Annotated in this window: 18 protein-coding genes; 7 read left to right on the top strand and 11 right to left on the bottom strand. The window is 70.7% G+C overall.

Translation table 11 applies throughout. From position 1 onward, the window contains the following. Window positions 1-29 precede the first annotated feature (29 nt). Window positions 30-626 (top strand): lipocalin family protein, encoded by a 597-nt coding sequence (locus K5L01_RS09975; RefSeq protein WP_250064245.1) that lies wholly within the window; start codon window positions 30-32, stop codon window positions 624-626. Between the two features lie 39 nt (window positions 627-665). Here K5L01_RS09975 and K5L01_RS09970 read toward each other — a convergent pair whose 3' ends face one another. Continuing rightward, window positions 666-1,631, bottom strand: coding sequence for a helix-turn-helix transcriptional regulator (locus K5L01_RS09970; RefSeq protein WP_250064244.1), 966 nt, complete (start codon window positions 1,629-1,631; stop codon window positions 666-668). A 158-nt stretch (window positions 1,632-1,789) separates the two neighbouring features. Here K5L01_RS09970 and K5L01_RS09965 point away from each other — a divergent pair, with 158 nt between their 5' ends. Next, window positions 1,790-2,566 (top strand): DUF481 domain-containing protein, encoded by a 777-nt coding sequence (locus K5L01_RS09965; protein WP_250064243.1) that lies wholly within the window; start codon window positions 1,790-1,792, stop codon window positions 2,564-2,566. 45 nt (window positions 2,567-2,611) lie between these two features. On the opposite strand, the gene hemC is transcribed toward K5L01_RS09965, so the two are convergent. The 4 genes from hemC to mdoH form a co-directional block, all read right to left on the bottom strand. Then, window positions 2,612-3,520, bottom strand: coding sequence for a hydroxymethylbilane synthase (hemC, locus tag K5L01_RS09960; RefSeq protein WP_250064242.1), 909 nt, complete (start codon window positions 3,518-3,520; stop codon window positions 2,612-2,614). 22 nt (window positions 3,521-3,542) lie between these two features. After that, window positions 3,543-4,271: a LytR/AlgR family response regulator transcription factor gene (locus tag K5L01_RS09955; RefSeq protein ID WP_250064241.1), complete on the bottom strand. Its 729-nt coding sequence runs from the start codon at window positions 4,269-4,271 to the stop codon at window positions 3,543-3,545. 79 nt (window positions 4,272-4,350) lie between these two features. Beyond that, window positions 4,351-5,016 carry an alpha/beta hydrolase gene (locus K5L01_RS09950; RefSeq protein ID WP_250064601.1) on the bottom strand — a complete coding sequence of 222 codons (666 nt, stop codon included), beginning with the start codon at window positions 5,014-5,016 and terminating at the stop codon, window positions 4,351-4,353. Between the two features lie 317 nt (window positions 5,017-5,333). Beyond that, window positions 5,334-7,247 (bottom strand): glucans biosynthesis glucosyltransferase MdoH, encoded by a 1,914-nt coding sequence (gene mdoH / locus K5L01_RS09945; RefSeq protein ID WP_250064240.1) that lies wholly within the window; start codon window positions 7,245-7,247, stop codon window positions 5,334-5,336. Window positions 7,248-7,808: 561 nt separating this feature from the next. Between mdoH and K5L01_RS09940 the strand changes: the two genes are divergently transcribed. Beyond that, window positions 7,809-8,927: a glycosyltransferase family 4 protein gene (locus K5L01_RS09940; protein ID WP_250064239.1), complete on the top strand. Its 1,119-nt coding sequence runs from the start codon at window positions 7,809-7,811 to the stop codon at window positions 8,925-8,927. Window positions 8,928-8,954: 27 nt separating this feature from the next. Here the strand turns inward: K5L01_RS09940 and K5L01_RS09935 are convergent, their stop codons facing one another. Continuing rightward, window positions 8,955-9,581 carry a CoA transferase subunit B gene (locus K5L01_RS09935; RefSeq protein ID WP_250064238.1) on the bottom strand — a complete coding sequence of 209 codons (627 nt, stop codon included), beginning with the start codon at window positions 9,579-9,581 and terminating at the stop codon, window positions 8,955-8,957. Window positions 9,582-9,706: 125 nt separating this feature from the next. Beyond that, complete coding sequence (locus K5L01_RS09930) at window positions 9,707-10,438, bottom strand: CoA transferase subunit A (protein ID WP_250064237.1); 732 nt, start codon at window positions 10,436-10,438, stop codon at window positions 9,707-9,709. Window positions 10,439-10,584: 146 nt separating this feature from the next. Here K5L01_RS09930 and K5L01_RS09925 point away from each other — a divergent pair, with 146 nt between their 5' ends. Further along, the gene (locus K5L01_RS09925; RefSeq protein WP_250064236.1) at window positions 10,585-11,931 is read left to right on the top strand and encodes a phosphohexomutase domain-containing protein; all 1,347 of its coding nucleotides are present in this window, start codon (window positions 10,585-10,587) and stop codon (window positions 11,929-11,931) included. Window positions 11,932-11,938: 7 nt separating this feature from the next. Next, window positions 11,939-13,342, top strand: a complete 1,404-nt coding sequence (locus K5L01_RS09920) for a mannose-1-phosphate guanylyltransferase/mannose-6-phosphate isomerase (RefSeq protein WP_250064235.1) — start codon at window positions 11,939-11,941, stop codon at window positions 13,340-13,342. A gap of 189 nt (window positions 13,343-13,531) precedes the next feature. Here K5L01_RS09920 and rfbD read toward each other — a convergent pair whose 3' ends face one another. Genes rfbD through rfbB form a run of 4 tightly spaced genes read right to left on the bottom strand, consistent with a single transcriptional unit; the run spans window position 13,532 to window position 16,955 of the window. Then, complete coding sequence (gene rfbD, locus K5L01_RS09915) at window positions 13,532-14,431, bottom strand: dTDP-4-dehydrorhamnose reductase (protein ID WP_250064234.1); 900 nt, start codon at window positions 14,429-14,431, stop codon at window positions 13,532-13,534. Further along, on the bottom strand, window positions 14,428-15,000 hold the full coding sequence (gene rfbC, locus K5L01_RS09910; RefSeq protein WP_250064233.1) for a dTDP-4-dehydrorhamnose 3,5-epimerase: 573 nt from the start codon (window positions 14,998-15,000) through the stop codon (window positions 14,428-14,430). Before rfbC ends, rfbD begins: the two co-directional genes overlap by 4 nt. Further along, window positions 14,997-15,884 (bottom strand): glucose-1-phosphate thymidylyltransferase RfbA, encoded by an 888-nt coding sequence (rfbA, locus tag K5L01_RS09905; protein WP_250064232.1) that lies wholly within the window; start codon window positions 15,882-15,884, stop codon window positions 14,997-14,999. Before rfbA ends, rfbC begins: the two co-directional genes overlap by 4 nt. Before the next feature lie 15 nt (window positions 15,885-15,899). Beyond that, on the bottom strand, window positions 15,900-16,955 hold the full coding sequence (gene rfbB / locus K5L01_RS09900) for a dTDP-glucose 4,6-dehydratase (protein ID WP_250064231.1): 1,056 nt from the start codon (window positions 16,953-16,955) through the stop codon (window positions 15,900-15,902). A gap of 276 nt (window positions 16,956-17,231) precedes the next feature. Between rfbB and K5L01_RS09895 the strand changes: the two genes are divergently transcribed. Together K5L01_RS09895 and K5L01_RS09890 are read left to right on the top strand one after the other, a co-directional pair. Beyond that, a complete protein-coding gene (locus tag K5L01_RS09895) occupies window positions 17,232-17,978 on the top strand; it encodes an electron transfer flavoprotein subunit beta/FixA family protein (RefSeq protein WP_250064230.1) in 747 nt (248 codons plus the stop codon). Then, window positions 17,978-18,916, top strand: a complete 939-nt coding sequence (locus tag K5L01_RS09890) for an electron transfer flavoprotein subunit alpha/FixB family protein (RefSeq protein ID WP_250064229.1) — start codon at window positions 17,978-17,980, stop codon at window positions 18,914-18,916. Before K5L01_RS09895 ends, K5L01_RS09890 begins: the two co-directional genes overlap by 1 nt. Window positions 18,917-18,962 lie beyond the last annotated feature (46 nt).

The following is an 18,962-nucleotide window of genomic DNA, read 5'->3' as shown; positions in this document are numbered from 1 at the left end:
GTCATACTCCACGGCGATCATGGTCCGCGATGCGAATGCTCCCCCCGCTTGTTGCCGTCCTGCTGCTCGGCCTGGTGCTGCCGGCCCCGCCTTCGTTCGCGCAGGAACCGCCTCCGCCGCCGGCCGCCGAGGGCAACGCCGAGGGTCCGGTGGACCTGCAGCGCTTCATGGGCCGCTGGTACGTGATCGGGCGGGTACCCAACTTCGTCGAGCGCGGCCACGTCGCCAGCGTCAACACCTATGCGCTGCGGGGCGGCGACCGGGTCTCCATCCGCTACCAGTACCGCGAAGGCTTCGACGAGCCCGAAGAGGAGATGGAGCTGCGTGCCCGGGTGGACGAGGACAGCGGCAACCGCCGCTGGCGCACCTGGTTCTACAAGGTGGTGCCCACCCACTCGCGCATCCTGGAAGTGGCGCCGGATTATTCCTGGGCGCTGATCGGCTATCCCGGCCGCGAGATGGCCTGGATCTTCGCGCGCGAGCCGGACATGGATGCGGCGCTGTACCGGCAGCTGGCGCAGCGCCTGCGCGACCGCTACGAGGTCAACACCGACAAGCTCAAGCGGGTGCCGCAGCACCGCGAACAGGTCGACCGGCTGGGCTTCGAGGTCCCCAACCGGAAATAGCCGGCCCCGGGCCAGGCGGCCGCGGCGGCCCGGCCGGCCTCAGTCGTAGTTGCTCAGGGCCAGCGACAGCAGCGCCTTGGCCTGCTCGCGCAGCGCCGGCGGCTCGACGATCTCCGCGTCCGAGCCGTAGTGCAGCACGTCCATCAGCAGCTCGCGCGAGACGCTGTACGGCACCTTCAGCTCGTAACGGCCATCGGCCAGGAACCGCCCCTGCTGCCGGGAGTGCCAGTGCTCGTCGGCCACCCAGCGCGCGGCCTTGGCGCTGAACACGATGGTCGCCCAGCCCTTGGGCGCACCGGAGAAGATGCCGTAGCCGGCCCCCAGCTGCTCATCGAGCTCGCTGTCGGGAATGTCGCGGGCCGGCTGGTCCACCACCCGCGCCTTGTGGATGCGGTCCACCGCGAAACTGCGCAGCGCCTCGCGGCCATGGTCCCAGGCGTCGAGGTACCAGTTGTCGCGGTAATGGGTGATGCGCTGCGGCGACACCGTGCGCCGGGTGACCTCGTCGGTCGAGCGTGCCCGGTAGTCGAAGGACAGCTGCCGGCGTTCGAGCACGCCGGAGGCCACGGTACGGAAACTGGCCTCGTCGAGCTTGCGCCCGCGGTGCGGGATCACCCGCACCCGTTCCACCGGCCAGGCCGACACCCCGGCCTGGGCTGCCAGCAGGCTCTCGATGCGCTGCTGCAGCGGCGCCAGCATCGAGGACAGCACCCCGCCGCCGGTCCGCGCCAGCAGGTGCTGGGAGGCGAGCAGGGCATGCAGCTCCGCCGAGCTCAGCCACAGCCCGGGCAGCTCGAAGCGCTCGTTCTCCCCGCTCTGGTAACGGAAGCCCGCCTCGCCATCGCCCTCCACCGGTGCCATCAACGCGTCGCGCAGGAAGGCCAGGTCGCGGTAGACGGTGGCGCGCGAACAGCCCAGCTCCTCCTGCAGGCGTACCACCGTGATCGGATAACGCGCCGATTTGAGCAGGCGATGCAGCGTATTGATGCGTTCGTAGCGGTCCATGGCCCGATTATGTCCGACTCGGGCGCGCAATGGTGCCCGGCCGCCGCCGCGGGGACACCGAACCGCAACTAAAGCCGGCCGCCGCCGGCGGACGGCCGGCGGAAAGGCTTCCGGTATCATCGAAACGCTTCCCGCCCCCCTGATCCGGAGACCCCCCGATGTCCCTGCGTGCTTCCCTGCTGCTGCCGCTGCTGCTGACCGCCCCGATGGCCTGGGCGGACGACACCTCCGACCCGGCCGCGATGACCTCGCCCTGGAGTGGCAGCGGCGGCGAGCTCGGCTTCGCCTCCGCGCGCGGCAACAGCACCACCGAGAGCTTCAACGGCCGGCTGAAGCTGCGCTACAGCGACGACGACTGGGTGCACAGCATGGACCTGTTCGGCCTGCGCTCCAGTGCCGAGTACAAGCAGAGCGACGACAACGGCGCCACCTACCGCAAGCGCCAGACCACCGCCAACCGCTACACCGGCAGTGCCGGCAGCGCCCTGCAGCTCGGCGAACACCGCCAGCTGACCGCCACCGTGCGCTATGAAAGCGACGATTTCGCCACCTACGACCGCCAGGGCAGCTTCGGTCTCGGCTACGGCACCCGGCTGATCGACGGCGAGCGGCTGGTCCTGGACACCCAGATCGGTCCGGGTGTGCGCCGCACCCACAATTCCGAGACCGACGAGAGCCGCACCGGGCTGATCGGCCGCGGCCTGTTCGACCTCAAGTTCGGCATCACCAGCAACACCGAGCTGGTGAATACGCTGCTGGTCGAATCCGGCTCGTACAACACCTTCGCGCAGAACGATTTCGGCGTCTCCGTGGCGATGAACAGCCATTTCGCGCTGAAGGCCGGCTGGCAGGCCCGCTACAACAGCGACGTCGCCCAGGACAAGCGCAAGACCGACACCCTGACCACGATGAACGTGGTCTACAGCTTCAAGTAAGCCCGCCGCGGCCGCGCCGCCCGGTGCCGCACCGGCACCGGCGGTTCAGCGCAGCAGCGCACCGGCGCCGTGGTCCAGCAGGCCCTGGGCCACGGTACGGCCCAGGGCCTCCGGGTCCCGCGCCGGGCCCTGCGCCTCGGCGCGCACCACGCGGCCGTCGGCGACCCCGCCGACCAGTCCCTGCAGCCACAGGTCCTCACCACGCCATTGCGCCAGCCCGGCCACCGGGACATGGCAGCTTCCATCCAGTGCCCGGTTCATCGCCCGCTCGGCCTCCACGCAGGGCCGCGTGCGCGGATCGTCCAGCACCGTCAGCAGCGCGACCACCGCCGCGGCATCGGCCCGGCACTCCACCGCCACCGCTCCCTGGGCCGGCGCCGGCAGCCACTGCGGCGGGCGCAGGCGGTCGCGGATGCGCGCACCGAAGGCCAGGCGCTCCAGGCCCGCGCAGGCGAGGATGATCGCCTCGTAGTCGCCGGCGTCGAGCTTGGCCAGGCGGGTATTGACGTTGCCGCGCAGGTCCAGCGGCTGCAGGTCCGGGCGCAGGGCGCGCAGCTGCGCCTGCCGCCGCAACGAGGACGTGCCGACGCGGGCCCCCTGCGGCAGGGCGTCCAGGCCCGCGAACCGGTTGGAGACGAAAGCATCGGCCGGGTCGGCACGCTCCAGGATCGCCGGCAGCGCGAACGGTGGGTCCAGCGCCATCGGCACGTCCTTGAGCGAATGCACCGCGCAGTCGGCGTCGCCACGCAGCATCGCCAGCTCCAGTTCCTTCAGGAACAGGCCCTTGCCGCCGATGGCGGCCAGCGAGCGGTCCAGCACCTCGTCGCCGCGGGTGCTCATCGGCACCAGTTCGACCACCAGCCCCGGATGCGCCTGGCGCAGGCGGGTGGCGACGTGTTCACTCTGCCACAGGGCGAGCGGGCTCTTGCGGGTGGCGATACGCAGGGTTTTCATGGCGCCATTATCGGCGCAGTGCTCAGCCCGCGGCCAGTTCCGCCTTCAGCGCCGCCACGCAGCGGCGGCTCACCTCCAGCGGTTGGGGCACATCGCGCAACAGCGCCTGCACCTGGCCGCTCGGCGTGCGCCGCAGCGCCTGCAGGCGCGCGCGCGCGACCAGGCAGTTGCGATGGATGCGCAGGAAGCGCAGGCCGAACTCGTCCTCCAGCGAGCGCAGCGACTCTTCCAGCAGGTCCTGGCCCAGGGTGTGGTGCACCACCACGTATTTCTCCTCGGCCTGCAGGTACAGCACGTCCTCCAGCGGGATCTGCCGCAGTTGGCCCCCGAGCCGCGCGCACAGCGCCCGCCGCCCTGGAGGCACGGCCGTCGCCGGCGCGGCGTCGCGCCCGGCGAGCAGGGCGCGCCCGCGATCCAGAGCCGCCGCCAGCCGCTCGGCCCGCACCGGCTTCATCAGGTAGTCGATCGCGGCCACGTCGAACGCGGACAGCGCATGCGAATCGTAGGCCGTGCAGAACACCACCGCCGGCGGCGCTTCCAGGTCGGCCAGCCGCCGCGCCAGGGCCATGCCGTCCAGGCCCGGCATGGCGATGTCCAGCAGCACCAGGTCCGGCCGCAGGCGTGCGCAGGCCTCCAGCGTCGCCTGCCCGTCGCCGGACTCGCCCACCACGCGGACATCGCCATGCGCGCACAGCAGCCGCCGCAGGCGGTCGCGCGCCAGCGGTTCGTCATCGGCAATGATTACGTCCATCGCCCTCCCCTTCCTGGTCGTTGCCGCACCGGTGCGGGTAGCCGTGCCGGTGCGGGATGTCCACTCTCCACCGCGCCGCTCAGCGCTGCGCGAAACGAGCCTGCAGCCAGTCGCCGAGGGCTTGGATCTCCTCGGCGCAGACCTGGTGCGCCATCGGATAGCGGTGCCACTCGACCGCGAACCCCAATCCCTTGAGCACCTGCAGGCTGTGCTCGGCCACCTGCAGCGGGATCACCGGGTCGCCGCTGCCATGGGCCATGAACACCGGCTGCGCGGTGGCCCCCTCGACCAGCTGCGCCGCGGCGGCGTCGACTTCCGGCAGGTAGGTGGACAACGCGACCAGGCCCGCCAGGGGCTGCCGCCGCTGCAGGCCCACGGACAGGGTGATGGCGCCGCCCTGCGAGAATCCCGCCAGGAGGATCCGTTCGAGTGGCAGCCCGCGTGCCTGTTCGCGCGCGATCAACGCTTCCACCTGCGCCACCGATTCGGCCACGCCGGCGGCATCGGCACGGCTGCGGAAATCCAGGCTGACGATGTCGTACCAGGCCCGCATCGGCATGCCGTTGTTGACGCTGACCGGACGCTTGGGCGCGTTCGGGAACACGAAGCGGATCGCCGGCCAGTGCGGACGCACCAGCTCCGGCACGATCGGCGCGAAGTCGTGGCCGTCGGCACCCAGCCCGTGCAGCCAGATCACCGACCATTCCGGCGTCGCGCCGGTTTCCTGTTCCACCGTTTCCAGCATGTGCATGTAACTCCAGCGAGGTACCGCGCATTATGCCCCTGCCGGCGCGGCAGCACCGGCAGCCGGGTTGTCGCTGCGGGCCGAAGGGCGAAGACGCCCGCGTATCGGGGCGGAATGGAGTGCGTATCGCCCGACGCGCGGGACGCAGGAAAGCCACGCGCATCCCGCCACGCCGCCCTCCGGGTGTTCCCCGCCGGCTCCATCGCCGCGGAAGGGGACCTGGAAGCCGCGGCGACGGCAGGCGGTCCCTGGGCCCGTCGCAGGACCCGTTTCGCTGATTCAAGCGCGCTGCCTGGCAGCAAGACAGTGCCCGCGCGCTACTCCTCCACGGAAAGCGGCACCTGCATCGCCGCGGCACGCAGTTCGGCCGCGCGCACCAGCACCGGCGGCGGCGCGCTTTCCTCGGGAATGGACAGCAAGCGGTGCCGGCGCAGCCAGTCCCCCAGCTTGCGCGAGGAGGTCAGCCCCACCACCGGCACCGCCAGCACCATGCCGATCACCACCGGTGACATCCACGCCGCCAGCGAGGGCGACACCGCATAGGCCATCGCTCCCATCGCCAGGCCGAAGACGCTCAAGCCGCCATAGCCGCGCACCAGCGCCCCCCACGACACCCGGCCATCATCACGCTGCTGGGCATCCCAGCCCGAATCCTTGCCGGCGAGCACCTCGGCGACGCCCCGCGACTGCACGTACATCACCACTGGCGCCATCAACGCCGCAAGCACCGTCTCCAGCAGCACGCTGGCCAGCGCGCGCAGGCCGCCGCCACAGCCCTGCCGCTCGCGGCGCGAACCGAGCATGGCCACGTAGCCCATCGCCTTGGGGGCCAGCAGCACCGCCATGGTGACGACGAACACCCACAGCACGCCACGCTCGTCCAGGCCGCGCCAGTAGTGCACCGGCGACAGCCGCAGGTGCAGCTCCTGCGCCAGGTCGATGCCGCCGCGCACCAGCGGGATGGCCATGCCGATCAGCATCAGCATCGCCCACATCGGCGCGGTGAAGTAATGCCCGATGCCGACCAGCATGTGCACCCGGCTGATCCAGTGCAGGCCCGCGGCGTGCACCACCTTGGAATGCTGCAGGTTGCCCTGGCACCAGCGGCGGTCGCGGATCAGCAGGTCGGTCAGGGTCGGCGGCCCTTCCTCGTAGCTGCCGTGCAGGTACGGCACCATGTGCGTGGCCCAGCCGCCACGGCGCATCAACGCCGCCTCCACGAAATCGTGGCTGAGCACGTGCCCGCCGAACGGCTTGCGCCCCGGCAGCTCCGGCAGCCCCGCCTGCTCGGCGAACGCGCGCGTGCGGATCACCGCGTTGTGCCCCCAGTAGTTGCTCTCCGCGCCATGCCACCAGGCCACGCCATACGCCATCACCGGCCCGTAGACGCGCCCGCCGAACTGCTGCATGCGCGCGAACGCGGTACGGCCGCCAACCACCGACGGCAGCGACTGGATCAGGCCGACACCCGGGTGCTGTTCCATCGCCGACGCCAGCCGGACGATCACGTCGCCGGTCATCAGGCTGTCCGCATCCAGGATCAGCATCTGCGGATAGGCACCGCCGAAACGGCGCACCCAGTCGGCGATGTTGCCGGCCTTGCGCCCGGCGTTGTCGGACCGGCGCCGGTAGAACAGCCTTCCGGTCCCGCCGGTGGCCGTGAGCAGCCGCGCGAACACGTCCTCCTCGGCGCGGCCGATGGCCTCGCGCGTGGTGTCGCTGAGCACGAAGAAGTCGAAGCGGTCGAGCTGGCCGGTGGCCGCCACGGACTCGTAGATCGCCTGCAGCCCGGCCATCATCCGCCGTGGATCCTCGTTGTAGGTCGGCATCAACAACGCGGTGCGGGCGCCCAGCACCGGCAACGGCGCATCCGGGTAGATGCCCAGCTTGCGCCGGCCACGCAGCAGGGCCTGCAGCCCGGCCAGGCTGCTGACGAAGGAAAACGCGACCCAGGCGAACAGCAGCACGAACAGCCCCAGCAGGCAGACCTCCAGCACATCGATCCCGCCGCGGGCCAGCACCCCGACCATCAGCCAGGTCGCGGCCGCGGTCATCAGCGCGGTGCTGCCGAACACGTACAGGCGCCGCAGCACGATGTTCGGCGGCGAGGTGTCCTGGCGGCGGCCCTGCAGCCGTCCGTGCCGCAGCGACTGCTCGGGCATCGGCAGCGGGCTTTCGGCCGGCAGCACCGCGATGCCGGCATCCCTTGCGGCGCCGTGCGGATCGCTCATGGCGCCTGCCGCGCGCGGACCGGCGCACAGGCGGACGGAGCCGGCATCGCGGACAGGCGAACGGCAGGGGCGGGAACAGGGCTTCCGTAGGGCACGGGGCTCTCCAGGGTGACGGGCAAAGGCTAGAAACTAGAAGATCGAACCTAAACAGGCTGCGAACACGCACGGAAACATCGACACGGCGTTCCTCCACGCCCCCTCGCCGCGTGCCTCCGGGGGCGGATTATCGACGAGAAACCGCCGCCCGCGTCATGATGCCCGCTGCAGTTCTTCGCTCGGCATGCCGACAGGATGCCGCGGCGCGGCCAGTCAGGCCCCGGCGCATGGCGTACCATTCCCGGCAGCCTCCGCCACTTACCGCCCTCGCCAGCCCCGCCAGTGCGCATGCCTTTTCCCACGTCCCCACTCCCTGTTTTCATCTGGAAGGCCAGGCGCGGCTTCCGGCTCGTGGGAGGGGGGCTCAAGTCGTTCGCCAACCGCGGCCTGAAGCAGACCCTCGCCCTGGCAGGGCAACGGCTGCGCTCCGCCACCGCGATGGTTCCGCCGGCGCCGGCACAACCGATGCGCGCTCCCGCGGCCTGCCCACGCCTCCTGGTGATCGACGCCGTGACCCCGGACCGCACCCGCGACTCCGGTTCCGTGCGCCTGATGGCGATCTTCGAACTGCTCGCACAGCAGGGGTTCCAGGTGACCTTCATGCCCGACAGCGGCCGGGCCAGCACCGCGGAGGCCGCCGCGCTTGCCGCCCAGGGGGTGGAGCTGATCGGCACCGGCGGCCGCCCCGACCTCCCGGACTGGCTGCGCCGGAATGCCGGGGTCCTCGCCGGAGCGCTCCTCTGCCGCCACTACGTGGCCGCACACCATCTGGGCCTGATACGCCACTTCGCCCCCTCGGCCACGGTGGCGCTGGATACCGTGGACCTGCATTTCGTGCGCGAACGGCGCACCGCGACGCTCTCCGGAAACCGCCGCGCACGGGCCAGCGCGGCGCGCACGCGCCGACGGGAGCTGCGCCAGGTACGGGCCTGCGATGCCACGTTCGTCGTCAGCGGCCCGGAGCAGCGCCTGCTGCACCGGCTGCTGCCCGATGCGCGCATCCGCGTGCTGAGCAACATCCATCCGCTCCTGCCGTGCCGTGCCGGTCCGGACGGGCGCGCCGGCATGCTGTTCGTCGGCGGCTTCGGCCACCCGCCCAACCGCGACGCGGTGCACTGGCTGGTCGAGGAGATCCTTCCCCGGGTCCGCCAGCAGGTACCGGACATGCCGCTGCACCTGGTGGGCGACATTCCCGACGCCGACGCCACGGCCCTGCGCAGGCCCGGCGTCGTGGTCCATGGCCGCATCGACGATCTCGGGCCGCTGATGGCCCATGCACGGATGGCGGTCGCGCCGCTGCGGGCCGGGGCCGGCGTGAAGGGCAAGGTGAACAGCGCGATGAGCCACGGACTCCCGGTGGTCGTCACTCCGATCGCCGCCGAAGGCATGTTCATCGAGGACGGCGAGCAGGCGCTCGTCGCCGACGGCACCGGGCCGTTCGCCGCCGCCGTGGTCCGCCTCGACCGCGACGACACGCTCTGGCAGCGGCTGTCCGACGCCGGCCGGGAAAACATACGCCGCCACTTTTCCGCGGAGAACGCGGCGCAGGTGCTGGCCGGGGTCTTCCCGTCCAGGCCCGGCTGAGCGCGGGCCGCGGAGGACGCCCCGCCTTCAGGCGAAGGCGACCCCGGTCCTGGCCTTCAGCTCCTCGAGCGTCACTCCCGGTGCGGCCTCCACCAGCGCCAACCCGGCATCGGTGACGTCGAACACCGCCAGGTCGGTGATGATGCGGTCGACCACGGCGACCCCGGTCAACGGCAGCGTGCACTCGGGCAGGATCTTGTGCTCGCCGTTCTTGGCGGTGTGCTCCATCAGCACCACCACCCGCTGCACGCCGGCCACCAGGTCCATCGCCCCGCCCATGCCCTTGACCATCTTGCCCGGCACCATCCAGTTAGCCAGGTCGCCCTTGTCGGTGACCTGCATGGCGCCGAGGATGGCCAGGTCGATGTGGCCGCCGCGGATCATCGCGAAGCTGTCATGGCTGCCGAAGTAGCTGGCACCGGCACGGGCGGTGACGGTCTGCTTGCCGGCGTTGATCAGGTCGGCGTCGATCTCCGCCTCGGTCGGGAACGGGCCGATACCCAGCAGGCCGTTCTCCGACTGCAGCCAGACATCGACTCCTTCGGGAATGTGGTTGGCCACCAGCGTCGGCAGGCCGATGCCCAGGTTCACATAGGCGCCATCGGTCAGTTCACGGGCGGCGCGCTGCGCCATTTCGTCACGGGTCCAGGCCATCTCGGTTGTCTCCAGTATTCAGTGGCTGCCACGGCCGCTCGGGCCGCGGTTCCTTCGCCTCGTCCGTTCCTGCGCGGGCCGCGCGCATCCGCGCCGACGCCGGCAGGAAGGCGGCCAGGGCGCGCTTACGCGCCCTGGCGCACGGTGCGCTGTTCGATGCGCTTCTCCGGCGTCGCGTTCAGGACGATGCGGTCGACATAGATGCCCGGCAGGTGTACTTGGTCCGGGTCGATCGCGCCCACCGGCACGAGCTCCTCCACCTCCACCACGCAGACCTTGCCGGCCATGGCGCAGGCCGGGTTGAAGTTGCGCGCGGTCCGGCGGAACACCAGGTTGCCGGCGGCGTCGGCCTTCCAGGCCTTGACCAGGGCCACATCGGCCTTCAGCGCGGTCTCCAGCACGTAGGGCTTGCCGTCGATCACCCGGGTCTCCTTGCCCTCGGCGACGACCGTGCCGTAGCCGGTGGCGGTGAAGAACGCGGGGATCCCGGCACCGCCGGCACGCAGGCGTTCGGCCAGGGTGCCCTGCGGATTGAACTCCAGCTCCAGCTCGCCGGCCAGGAACTGCCGTTCGAACTCCTTGTTCTCGCCCACGTAGGACGAGATCATCTTGCGGATCTGGCGGGTTTCCAGCAGCTGGCCCAGGCCGAAGCCGTCGACACCGGCATTGTTGGAGATGGCGGTCAGCCCCTTGACCCCGCTGTCGCGCAGCGCGGCGATCAGGGCCTCGGGGATCCCGCACAGGCCGAAGCCGCCGACGGCCAGGGTCTGTCCGTCGGCGACGACGCCATCCAGGGCCTCGGCCGCGCCCGCAAACACCTTGCCGCGCCGCCCGCTCGGGGTAGAAGGATCGCTCATCGCACCAGGCCCATTGTCGAAGGATGGCCGCATTCTAGCGCCAGTGCGCAGCGGCCCCTCTTGGACCTTCGTCCAGCCGCCAGACAGCCCGCTCATCGCCGAGCGACTAAACTGGGCACCTTCCATGCATCGACAGGTTGCCCCGCATGCCGTTACCCGCGTTCAAGGCCTATGACATCCGGGGCCGTGTGCCCGACCAGCTCAATGAAGAGCTCGCCCGCAGGATCGGCCGGGCCCTGGCAGCGCGGCTGGGCGAAGGCCCGGTGGTGCTGGGCCACGACGTGCGCCTGACCAGCCCGGGACTGCAGAACGCGCTGGCCGCCGGCCTGCGTGGCGAAGGCCGCGAGGTGATCGACATCGGCCTGTGCGGCACCGAGGAGGTCTACTTCCAGACCGACCACCTGGGGGCGGCGGGCGGGGTGATGGTCACCGCCAGCCACAATCCGATGGACTACAACGGCATGAAGCTGGTCAAGGAGCAGGCGCGGCCGATCAGCTCGGACAGCGGCCTGTTCGCCATTGCCGACGCCGTCGCCGCCGACCACGCCCCGCCGGCCGCGCCGCGGGCGGCACAGACCGCGCAGCACGACAAGAGCGCCTATGTCGCGCACCTGCTGTCCTACGTGGACACCGCCACGCTCAAGCCGCTGAAGCTCGTGGTCAATGCCGGCAACGGCGGGGCCGGCGCCATCGTCGACCTGCTGGCGCCGCACCTGCCGTTCGAGTTCGTGCGCATCTGCCATGAACCGGACGGCACCTTCCCCAACGGCATTCCCAACCCGCTGCTGCCGGAGAACCGCGCCGCCACCGCCGACGCCGTGCGCGCGCACGGCGCGGATTTCGGCATCGCCTGGGACGGTGACTTCGACCGCTGCTTCTTCTTCGACCATACCGGCCGCTTCATCGAGGGCTACTACCTGGTCGGCCTGCTCGCCCAGGCGATCCTGGCGCGGCAGCCCGGCGGCAAGATCGTGCACGACCCGCGCCTGGTCTGGAACACCCTGGACATGGTCCAGGCCGCCGGCGGCGTCCCGGTGCTGTGCAAGAGCGGGCACGCCTTCATCAAGGAGAAGATGCGCGCGGAGAACGCGGTCTATGGCGGCGAGATGAGCGCGCACCACTATTTCCGCGAGTTCGCCTATGCCGATTCGGGCATGATCCCCTGGCTGCTGCTCGCCCAGCAGGTATCGGCCAGCGGCCGGTCGCTGGCCGAGCTGGTCGAGGACCGGATGGCGGCGTATCCCTGCAGCGGCGAGATCAACTTCACCGTCGACGACGCCAAGGCCGCCGTCGCCCGGGTGATGGCGCACTTCGCCGCGCAGGCACCGGCGCTCGACCACACCGATGGCGTCAGCGCTGATTTCGGCGACTGGCGCTTCAACCTGCGCAGCTCCAATACCGAGCCCCTGCTGCGGCTCAACGTCGAAGCACGCGGCGATGCCCCCCTGATGCGCGCGCGCACCGACGAGATTTCCGCCCTTCTTTCAGCCTGAGACCGCCATGACCGACCTTCTTCCCGTCATCCTGTCCGGCGGCTCCGGCACCCGCCTGTGGCCGCTCTCGCGCGAAGCCTATCCCAAGCAGTTCCTGCCGCTGGCCGGTGCCGCGAGCATGCTCCAGGCCACGTGGCAGCGGGTCGCCCCGCTTGCTCCCCGCGGCCCGCTGGTGATCGCCAACGAGGCGCACCGCTTCGTCGTCGCCGAACAGCTGCAGCAAGCCGGCGCGCACCCGCAGGCGATCGTGCTCGAACCGGTCGGGCGCAACACCGCGCCGGCGATCGCGGTGGCGGCCTTGGAAGCCACCGCCGATGGCGACGATCCCCTGCTGCTGGTGCTCCCGTCCGACCACGTGATCGCCGACGAGGCCGCGTTCCGCACGGCGGTGGCCGAGGCCGCGAGCGCGGCGGCCGCCGGCAAGCTGGTCACCTTCGGCATCGTCCCCAGCGGCCCGGAAACCGGCTACGGCTATATCAAGGCTGCCCCCGGCGAAGGCGCGCGCGCGGTCGAGCGCTTCGTCGAGAAACCCGACCTGGCCACCGCCACCGAGTACGTGGCCAGCGGCCAGTACCTGTGGAACAGCGGCATGTTCCTGTTCCGTGCATCGCGCTATCTGGACGAACTGGCCCGCTGCGCCCCGGCCATGCTCGAGCGCAGCCGTGCCGCCTGGGAAGGCGCGCGCCGCGATGCCGACTTCACCCGGCTCGATGCCGAGGCCTTCGCCGCGGTGACGCCCGATTCGATCGACTACGCGGTGATGGAGAAGACCGCCGACGCCGTGGTCGTGGCCCTGGACGCCGGCTGGAACGACGTCGGCTCGTGGACGGCCCTGCGCGACGTGTCCACCCAGGACGGCGACGGCAACGCCCACCGCGGCGACGTCATCGCCATCGACTGCCGGCGCACCTATGCCTACAGCGAACGACTGGTAGCGATGGTGGGCCTGGAGGACGTGGTCGTGGTGGAAACCGACGACGCGGTGCTGATCGGTCACGCCGACCGCATGCAGGAGGTCAAGGACGTGGTGGCGCGGCTCAAGGCCGAAGGCCGCAGCGAAGCGACCTGGCACCGCAAGGTGTACCGGCCGTGGGGCGCCTACGACTCCATCGACCAGGGCGAGCGCTTCCAGGTCAAGCGCATCACCGTCAAGCCGGGCGGCACGCTGAGCCTGCAGATGCATCATCACCGCGCCGAGCACTGGGTGGTGGTCAGCGGCACCGCCGAAGTCACCCGCGGCGACGAGGTCCTCCTGCTCAGCGAGAACCAGAGCACCTATATTCCCCTTGGCGTCACCCACCGCCTGCGCAATCCCGGCAAGCTGCCGCTGGAGCTGATCGAGGTGCAGTCCGGCAGCTACCTGGGCGAGGACGACATCGTGCGCTTCGAGGACACCTACGGGCGCAGCTGAGGCGCCCGCGCGCGGCAGCGCCGGTGGCCGCGCGGCGGCACCAGCGCCTTCGTCCCCCGGCGGGGACGAAGGTCCCGTTCCATGGGGAGACCGGCCGCGCGTGGACCGGTCCGCCCGTGATCGGCGAAGGAGGGAATCCCGGCCCGCGGCCGTGGCTTGTGCCTGCGCCTGCGCCCGGGGTGGGCCGCGTCAGGCCGCCGCGATCTCCGCCATCACCCGCGCCAGGCCGTCCTGCCAGGAGGGCAGCGCGATACCGAAATCCTGCCGCAGCCGGCCGGTATCCAGCACCGACCAGGCGGGCCGCTTCGCCGGCGTCGGGTACGCCGTGCTGGGAATGGCTTCCACCGCCGGCACGCTCGCCAGCAGCCCGGCGGCCCGTGCCTCGGCGAAGATCGCCTCGGCGAAGCCGTGCCAGCTGGTCTGCCCCGACGCGGTCAGGTGCCAGGTGCCGGACAGCCCGCCGGGATGCCGCAGCGCCTGCACGGTGACGTCGGCGATCAGCGCCGCCGGCGTCGGCGTGCCGACCTGGTCGGCCACCACCCGCAGCCGTGCGTGCTCCCCGCCCAGGCGCAGCATGGTGCGCAGGAAATTGCCGCCGTGGGCGGCGTATACCCAGGCGGTGCGGAAGATCAGGTGGCGCCCGCCGGCGGCGCGCACCGCCTGTTCGCCGGCACGCTTGCTGGCGCCGTACACGCCCAGCGGCGCGGTCGGTGCGTCCTCCCGGTAAGGAACCGTTGCCTGCCCGTCGAACACGTAGTCGGTGGAGTAATGCACCAGTGGCACGCCGCGGGCGGCACACCAGCGCGCGATCGCGTCCGGGGCCTCGGCATTGGCACGGAATGCCGCCTCCGGCTCCCGCTCGGCACGGTCCACCGCGGTATAGGCGGCCGCGTTGACCACCACGGACGGCCGCAGGCGCTCCAACAGCCGCGGCAGCCGGTCGGGCTGGTCGAAATCGGCGACCTCGCACGCGCGCCCGTCGGGCAGCGTGCCGCTGCGGGTGGTGGCCACCCGCGCGCCCAACGGCGCCAGCGCGCGCAGCAGCGCCTGCCCGACCTGGCCGTTGCCGCCGAATACCAGAACCGTCATCCGCGCTCCGGCGCCGGCGCATAGACCGGCAGGCGGTCTTCGGCGATGTCTTCCAGGAACGGGGCCTGCTGGTCCTTGGCCGACAGGATCGGCTCGGCCAGCGGCCAGTCGATGGCCAGGGCCGCATCGTTCCAGCGCACGCCGGCATCGGCCTCCTTCACATAGACATCGGTGCACAGATAGCTGAAGACCGCACGCTCGGACAGCACCGCGAACCCGTGGGCGAACCCCTCGGGTATCCAGAACTGCTTCTTGTTCTCCGCGCTCAGCACCACGGCCTCCCAGCGCCCGAACGTCGGCGACCCGCGGCGGATGTCCACGGCCACGTCGTAGACCTCACCCTCCAGCACGCTGACCAGCTTGCCCTGCGGGCGCGGCCACTGGTAATGGAGTCCGCGCAACACGCCCCGGCTGGAGGTGGACACGTTGTTCTGGACGAAGCGGTCCGGCAGCCCCAGGGCCGCGAAGCGTTCCGCGTTCCAGGTTTCGAAGAAGCAGCCGCGCGCATCGCCGAACACCGCCGGCTCGATGATCGCGCAACCGGGCAATCGGGTCTGAATCACGTTCACGGCACCACTCCTCGTTGCAGCAGCTTGTTCAGGTACCGACCATAGCCACTCTTGAGCAGCGGCGCGGCCAGCGCCTCCAGTTCGGCGGCGCCGATCCAGCCCTGTCCGTAGGCGATCTCCTCCGGGCAGCACACCTGAAGGCCCTGCCGGGTCTGCAGGGTCTCGATGAAGTTGGCGGCTTCCAGCAGCGACTGGTGGGTGCCGGTGTCGAGCCAGGCATAGCCACGGCCCAGCGGCTCCAGGTACAGCGTGCCCGCCTCCAGGTAGCATTTGTTGAGGTCGGTGATCTCCAGTTCCCCGCGCGCCGACGGCCTGAGTTCGCGCGCATGGTCGCTGGCCTGCCCGTCGTAGAAGTACAGGCCGGTCACCGCATAGTTGGAACGGGGCACCAGCGGTTTTTCCTGGATGTCGACGACCCGCCCCGCGGCATCGAACTCGGCCACGCCGTAGCGTTCCGGATCATTGACCCAGTAGCCGAAAACGGTTGCGCCGGCCGTGCGGGCATCGGCCCTTGCCAGCAGTTCGCGCAGGCCGTGGCCATGGAAGATGTTGTCGCCCAGCACCAGGCAGCTGGGCATCCCGGCGAGGAAGTCGCGGCCGATCAGGTAGGCCTGCGCCAGCCCGTCGGGACGCGGCTGGACCGCGTAGCGGATGTCCATGCCCCATTGCGAACCGTCGCCCAGCAGCGCCTGGAACAGGGCCTGCTCATGCGGCGTGTTGATGATCAGCACCTCGCGGATGCCGGCCATCATCAACACGCTGAGCGGGTAGTAGATCATCGGCTTGTCGTACACCGGCAGCAGCTGCTTGCTGATGCCCTGGGTGATCGGATACAGCCGCGTGCCGGAACCGCCGGCGAGGATGATGCCCTTGCGTCGAACCATGTCGTCTCCCCTGGATCAGGCCGCGGTGCCGATGCGCTGCAGGCGGTAGCTGCCGTCGAGGACGCCATCGACCCAGGCCTGGTTGGCCAGGTACCAGTCCACGGTGAGTGCGAGGCCCTGCTCGAAGGTGCGGGCCGGTGCCCAGCCCAGCTCCTCCTGCAGCCGGGTGGCGTCGATCGCATACCGGCGGTCGTGGCCCGGGCGGTCGGCGACATGGACGATCTGGCGGCTGCGCGGCAACCCGTCCGCACGCGGCCGGCGCGCATCGAGCAGCGCGCAGACCGCCTGCACCACCTCGATGTTCTGCTTCTCGGCATTGCCGCCGATGTTGTAGGTCGCGCCCACCCGGCCGCCGGCCAGCACGGTGCGGATCGCCTCGCAGTGGTCGGCGACGAACAGCCAGTCGCGCACCTGCCGACCGTCGCCGTACACCGGCAGCGGTTCGCCGGCCAGCGCCTTGGCGATCACCAGCGGGATGAGCTTCTCCGGGAAATGGTACGGACCGTAGTTGTTGGAACAGTGCGTGGTCAGCACCGGCAGCCCGTAGGTATGGTGGAACGCCCGCACCAGGTGGTCCGACGCGGCCTTGGATGCCGAGTACGGCGAGTTGGGCGCGTACGGCGTGGTTTCGGTGAACTTTCCGGTTTCGCCCAGGGTGCCGTAGACCTCGTCGGTGGACACATGCAGGAAGCGGAACGCGGCGGCCGCCGCGGCCGGCAGCGTCTTCCAGTGGTCGCGGACCGCCTCGAGCAGCCCCAGGGTACCGACCACATTGGTCTGGACGAAGGCCCCCGGACCGTCGATCGAGCGGTCCACGTGGCTCTCGGCGGCGAAATTCAGCACGGCGTCGGGCCGGTGTTCGGCCAACAGCCGCCCGACCAGCTCGCGGTCGCCGATGTCGCCGTGCACGAAGACGTGCCCGGGATGGCCCCCCAGACCCGCCAGGGTCCGCAGGTTGCCCGCATAGGTCAGGGCATCCAGGTTGACGACCTTGACGCCACGGGCCACCGCCTCGAGCACGAAATTGCCGCCGATGAAACCGGCTCCACCGGTCACTAGCCATGTGGACACTGCTTGTTCTCCCGATAGCTTCCAGGCGTCCGCGCCGGAGCACACAGGATACAGCCAGCCCCCCGGCGGCTGGCCCTGCCGCCCCTGAACGGCGGGCCCGCACCGGCATGGCCGCCACCGGCGATCAGCGGCGCATGAACCGTCCGCACCGCATCGCGCGAGGGCACCGGCCGTGCCTGCCCGTGCATTCGCGCGCACATCCTCCAGCCGCTAGAATCGGGCGTTCATCCGTCCGGCGTCGCGCCGGCCCCCCGTAATCGAAGGATCCCGCAGCACATGAAAATCCTCGTCGCGTACAAGCGCGTGGTGGACTACAACGTCCGCATTCAGGTCAAGCCGGATGGTTCCGGCGTGGTTACCGACGGCGTCAAGCTGTCGCCCAATCCGTTCGACGAGATCGCGCTGGAAGAAGCGCTGCGCCTGCGTGACAAGGGGGTGGCGAGCGAAGTGGTCGTGGCGACCATCGCCCCGGCCGATGCCCAGGCCCACCTGCGCAACGGCCTGGCCATGGGCGCCAACCGCGCCATCCACGTGGTCACCGACCAGGCCATCCAGCCGCTGACCGCCGCGCGCACCCTGCTCAAGCTGGTGGAGAAGGAACAGCCGGACCTGGTCATCCTCGGCAAGCAGGCCATCGACGACGATGCCAACCAGACCGGGCAGATGCTGGCGACGCTGTGGGCGCGCCCGCAGGCCACCTTCGCCTCGAAGGTCGAGGTCGCCGACGGCAAGGCCACCGTGACCCGCGAGGTGGACGCCGGACTGGAAACCCTGGAGGTGGACCTGCCGGCGGTGATCACCACCGACCTGCGCCTGAACGAACCGCGCTTCATCAAGCTGCCGGACATCATGAAGGCCAAGGCCAAGCCGCTGGAGACCCTGCAGCTGGCCGACCTCGGCGTCGACGCCGCCGACACGTTCAAGACCACCCACTATGCCGCCCCCGCCAAGCGCAGCAAGGGCGTGATGGTGAAGGATGCCGCCGAGCTGGTGGCCGCACTCAAGCAGAAGGGGTTGCTGTAATGGCCAAGATTCTCGTCATCGCCGAACACCTGGACGGCAAGCTCAACAGCGCCGTCGCCAAGACCGTCTCGGCCGCCGCCGCCGTGGGCGGCGACATCGACGTGCTGGTGCTGGCCGCCGACCCGGCCGGCGTGGCCGCCGAGGCCGCGCAGATCGCCGGCGTCAACAGGGTGCTCACCCTGGCCAACCCGGCCAACGCGCACGCCCTGGCCCAGGTGCAGGCCCCCCAGGTCGCCAAGGCCGCCGCCGGCTACAGCCATGTGTTCGGCTGCTCGACCACCACCGGCAAGGACCTGATGCCCGCGGTCGCCGCCCTGCTCGGCGTCAACCAGGTCTCCGACCTGATGAGCGTGGAAGGCCCGCACACCTTCAAGCGCCCGATCTACGCCGGCAACGCCATCATCACCGTCGAGGTCCCGGCCGACCAGGTCGTGGTCGCCACCGTCCGCGCCGCCTCCTGGGCGGAAGCCGCCAAGGGTGGCAGCGCCCCGGTGGAGGCCCTGGACAGCGATGCCGCCCTGCCCACGCACACCCGCTTCATCGGCCTGGCCAGTGGCAAGAGCGACCGCCCGGACCTGCAGAGCGCCAAGCGCGTGGTGTCCGGCGGCCGCGGCGTCGGCTCCGAGGAGAACTTCCGGATCGTCTACGCGCTCGCCGACAGGCTCGGCGCCGCGGTCGGCGCCTCGCGCGCGGCCGTGGACGCCGGCTACGTGCCCAGTGACATGCAGGTCGGCCAGACCGGCAAGATCATCGCTCCGGAGCTGTACATCGCCGTCGGCATCTCCGGCGCCATCCAGCACCTGACCGGCATCAAGGACGCCGGCACCATCGTCGCCATCAACAAGGACGGCGATGCGCCGATCTTCGAAGTGGCCGACATCGGGCTGGTCGGCGACCTGTTCGCCGTGCTGCCGGAGCTGGAAGCCGCGCTGGGCTGAGCCGCTGCCGGTGTCCCGTGTGCGACGCCTGCCCCACTGGGGCAGG

Origin of the sequence: Stenotrophomonas mori, from assembly GCF_023556335.1 — a bacterium.
In the GTDB taxonomy this organism is placed as follows: Bacteria; Pseudomonadota; Gammaproteobacteria; order Xanthomonadales; family Xanthomonadaceae; genus Stenotrophomonas; species Stenotrophomonas mori.
Note: the sequence above shows the minus strand (reverse complement) of the source record. Positions and strands in the feature narration are given on the sequence as shown.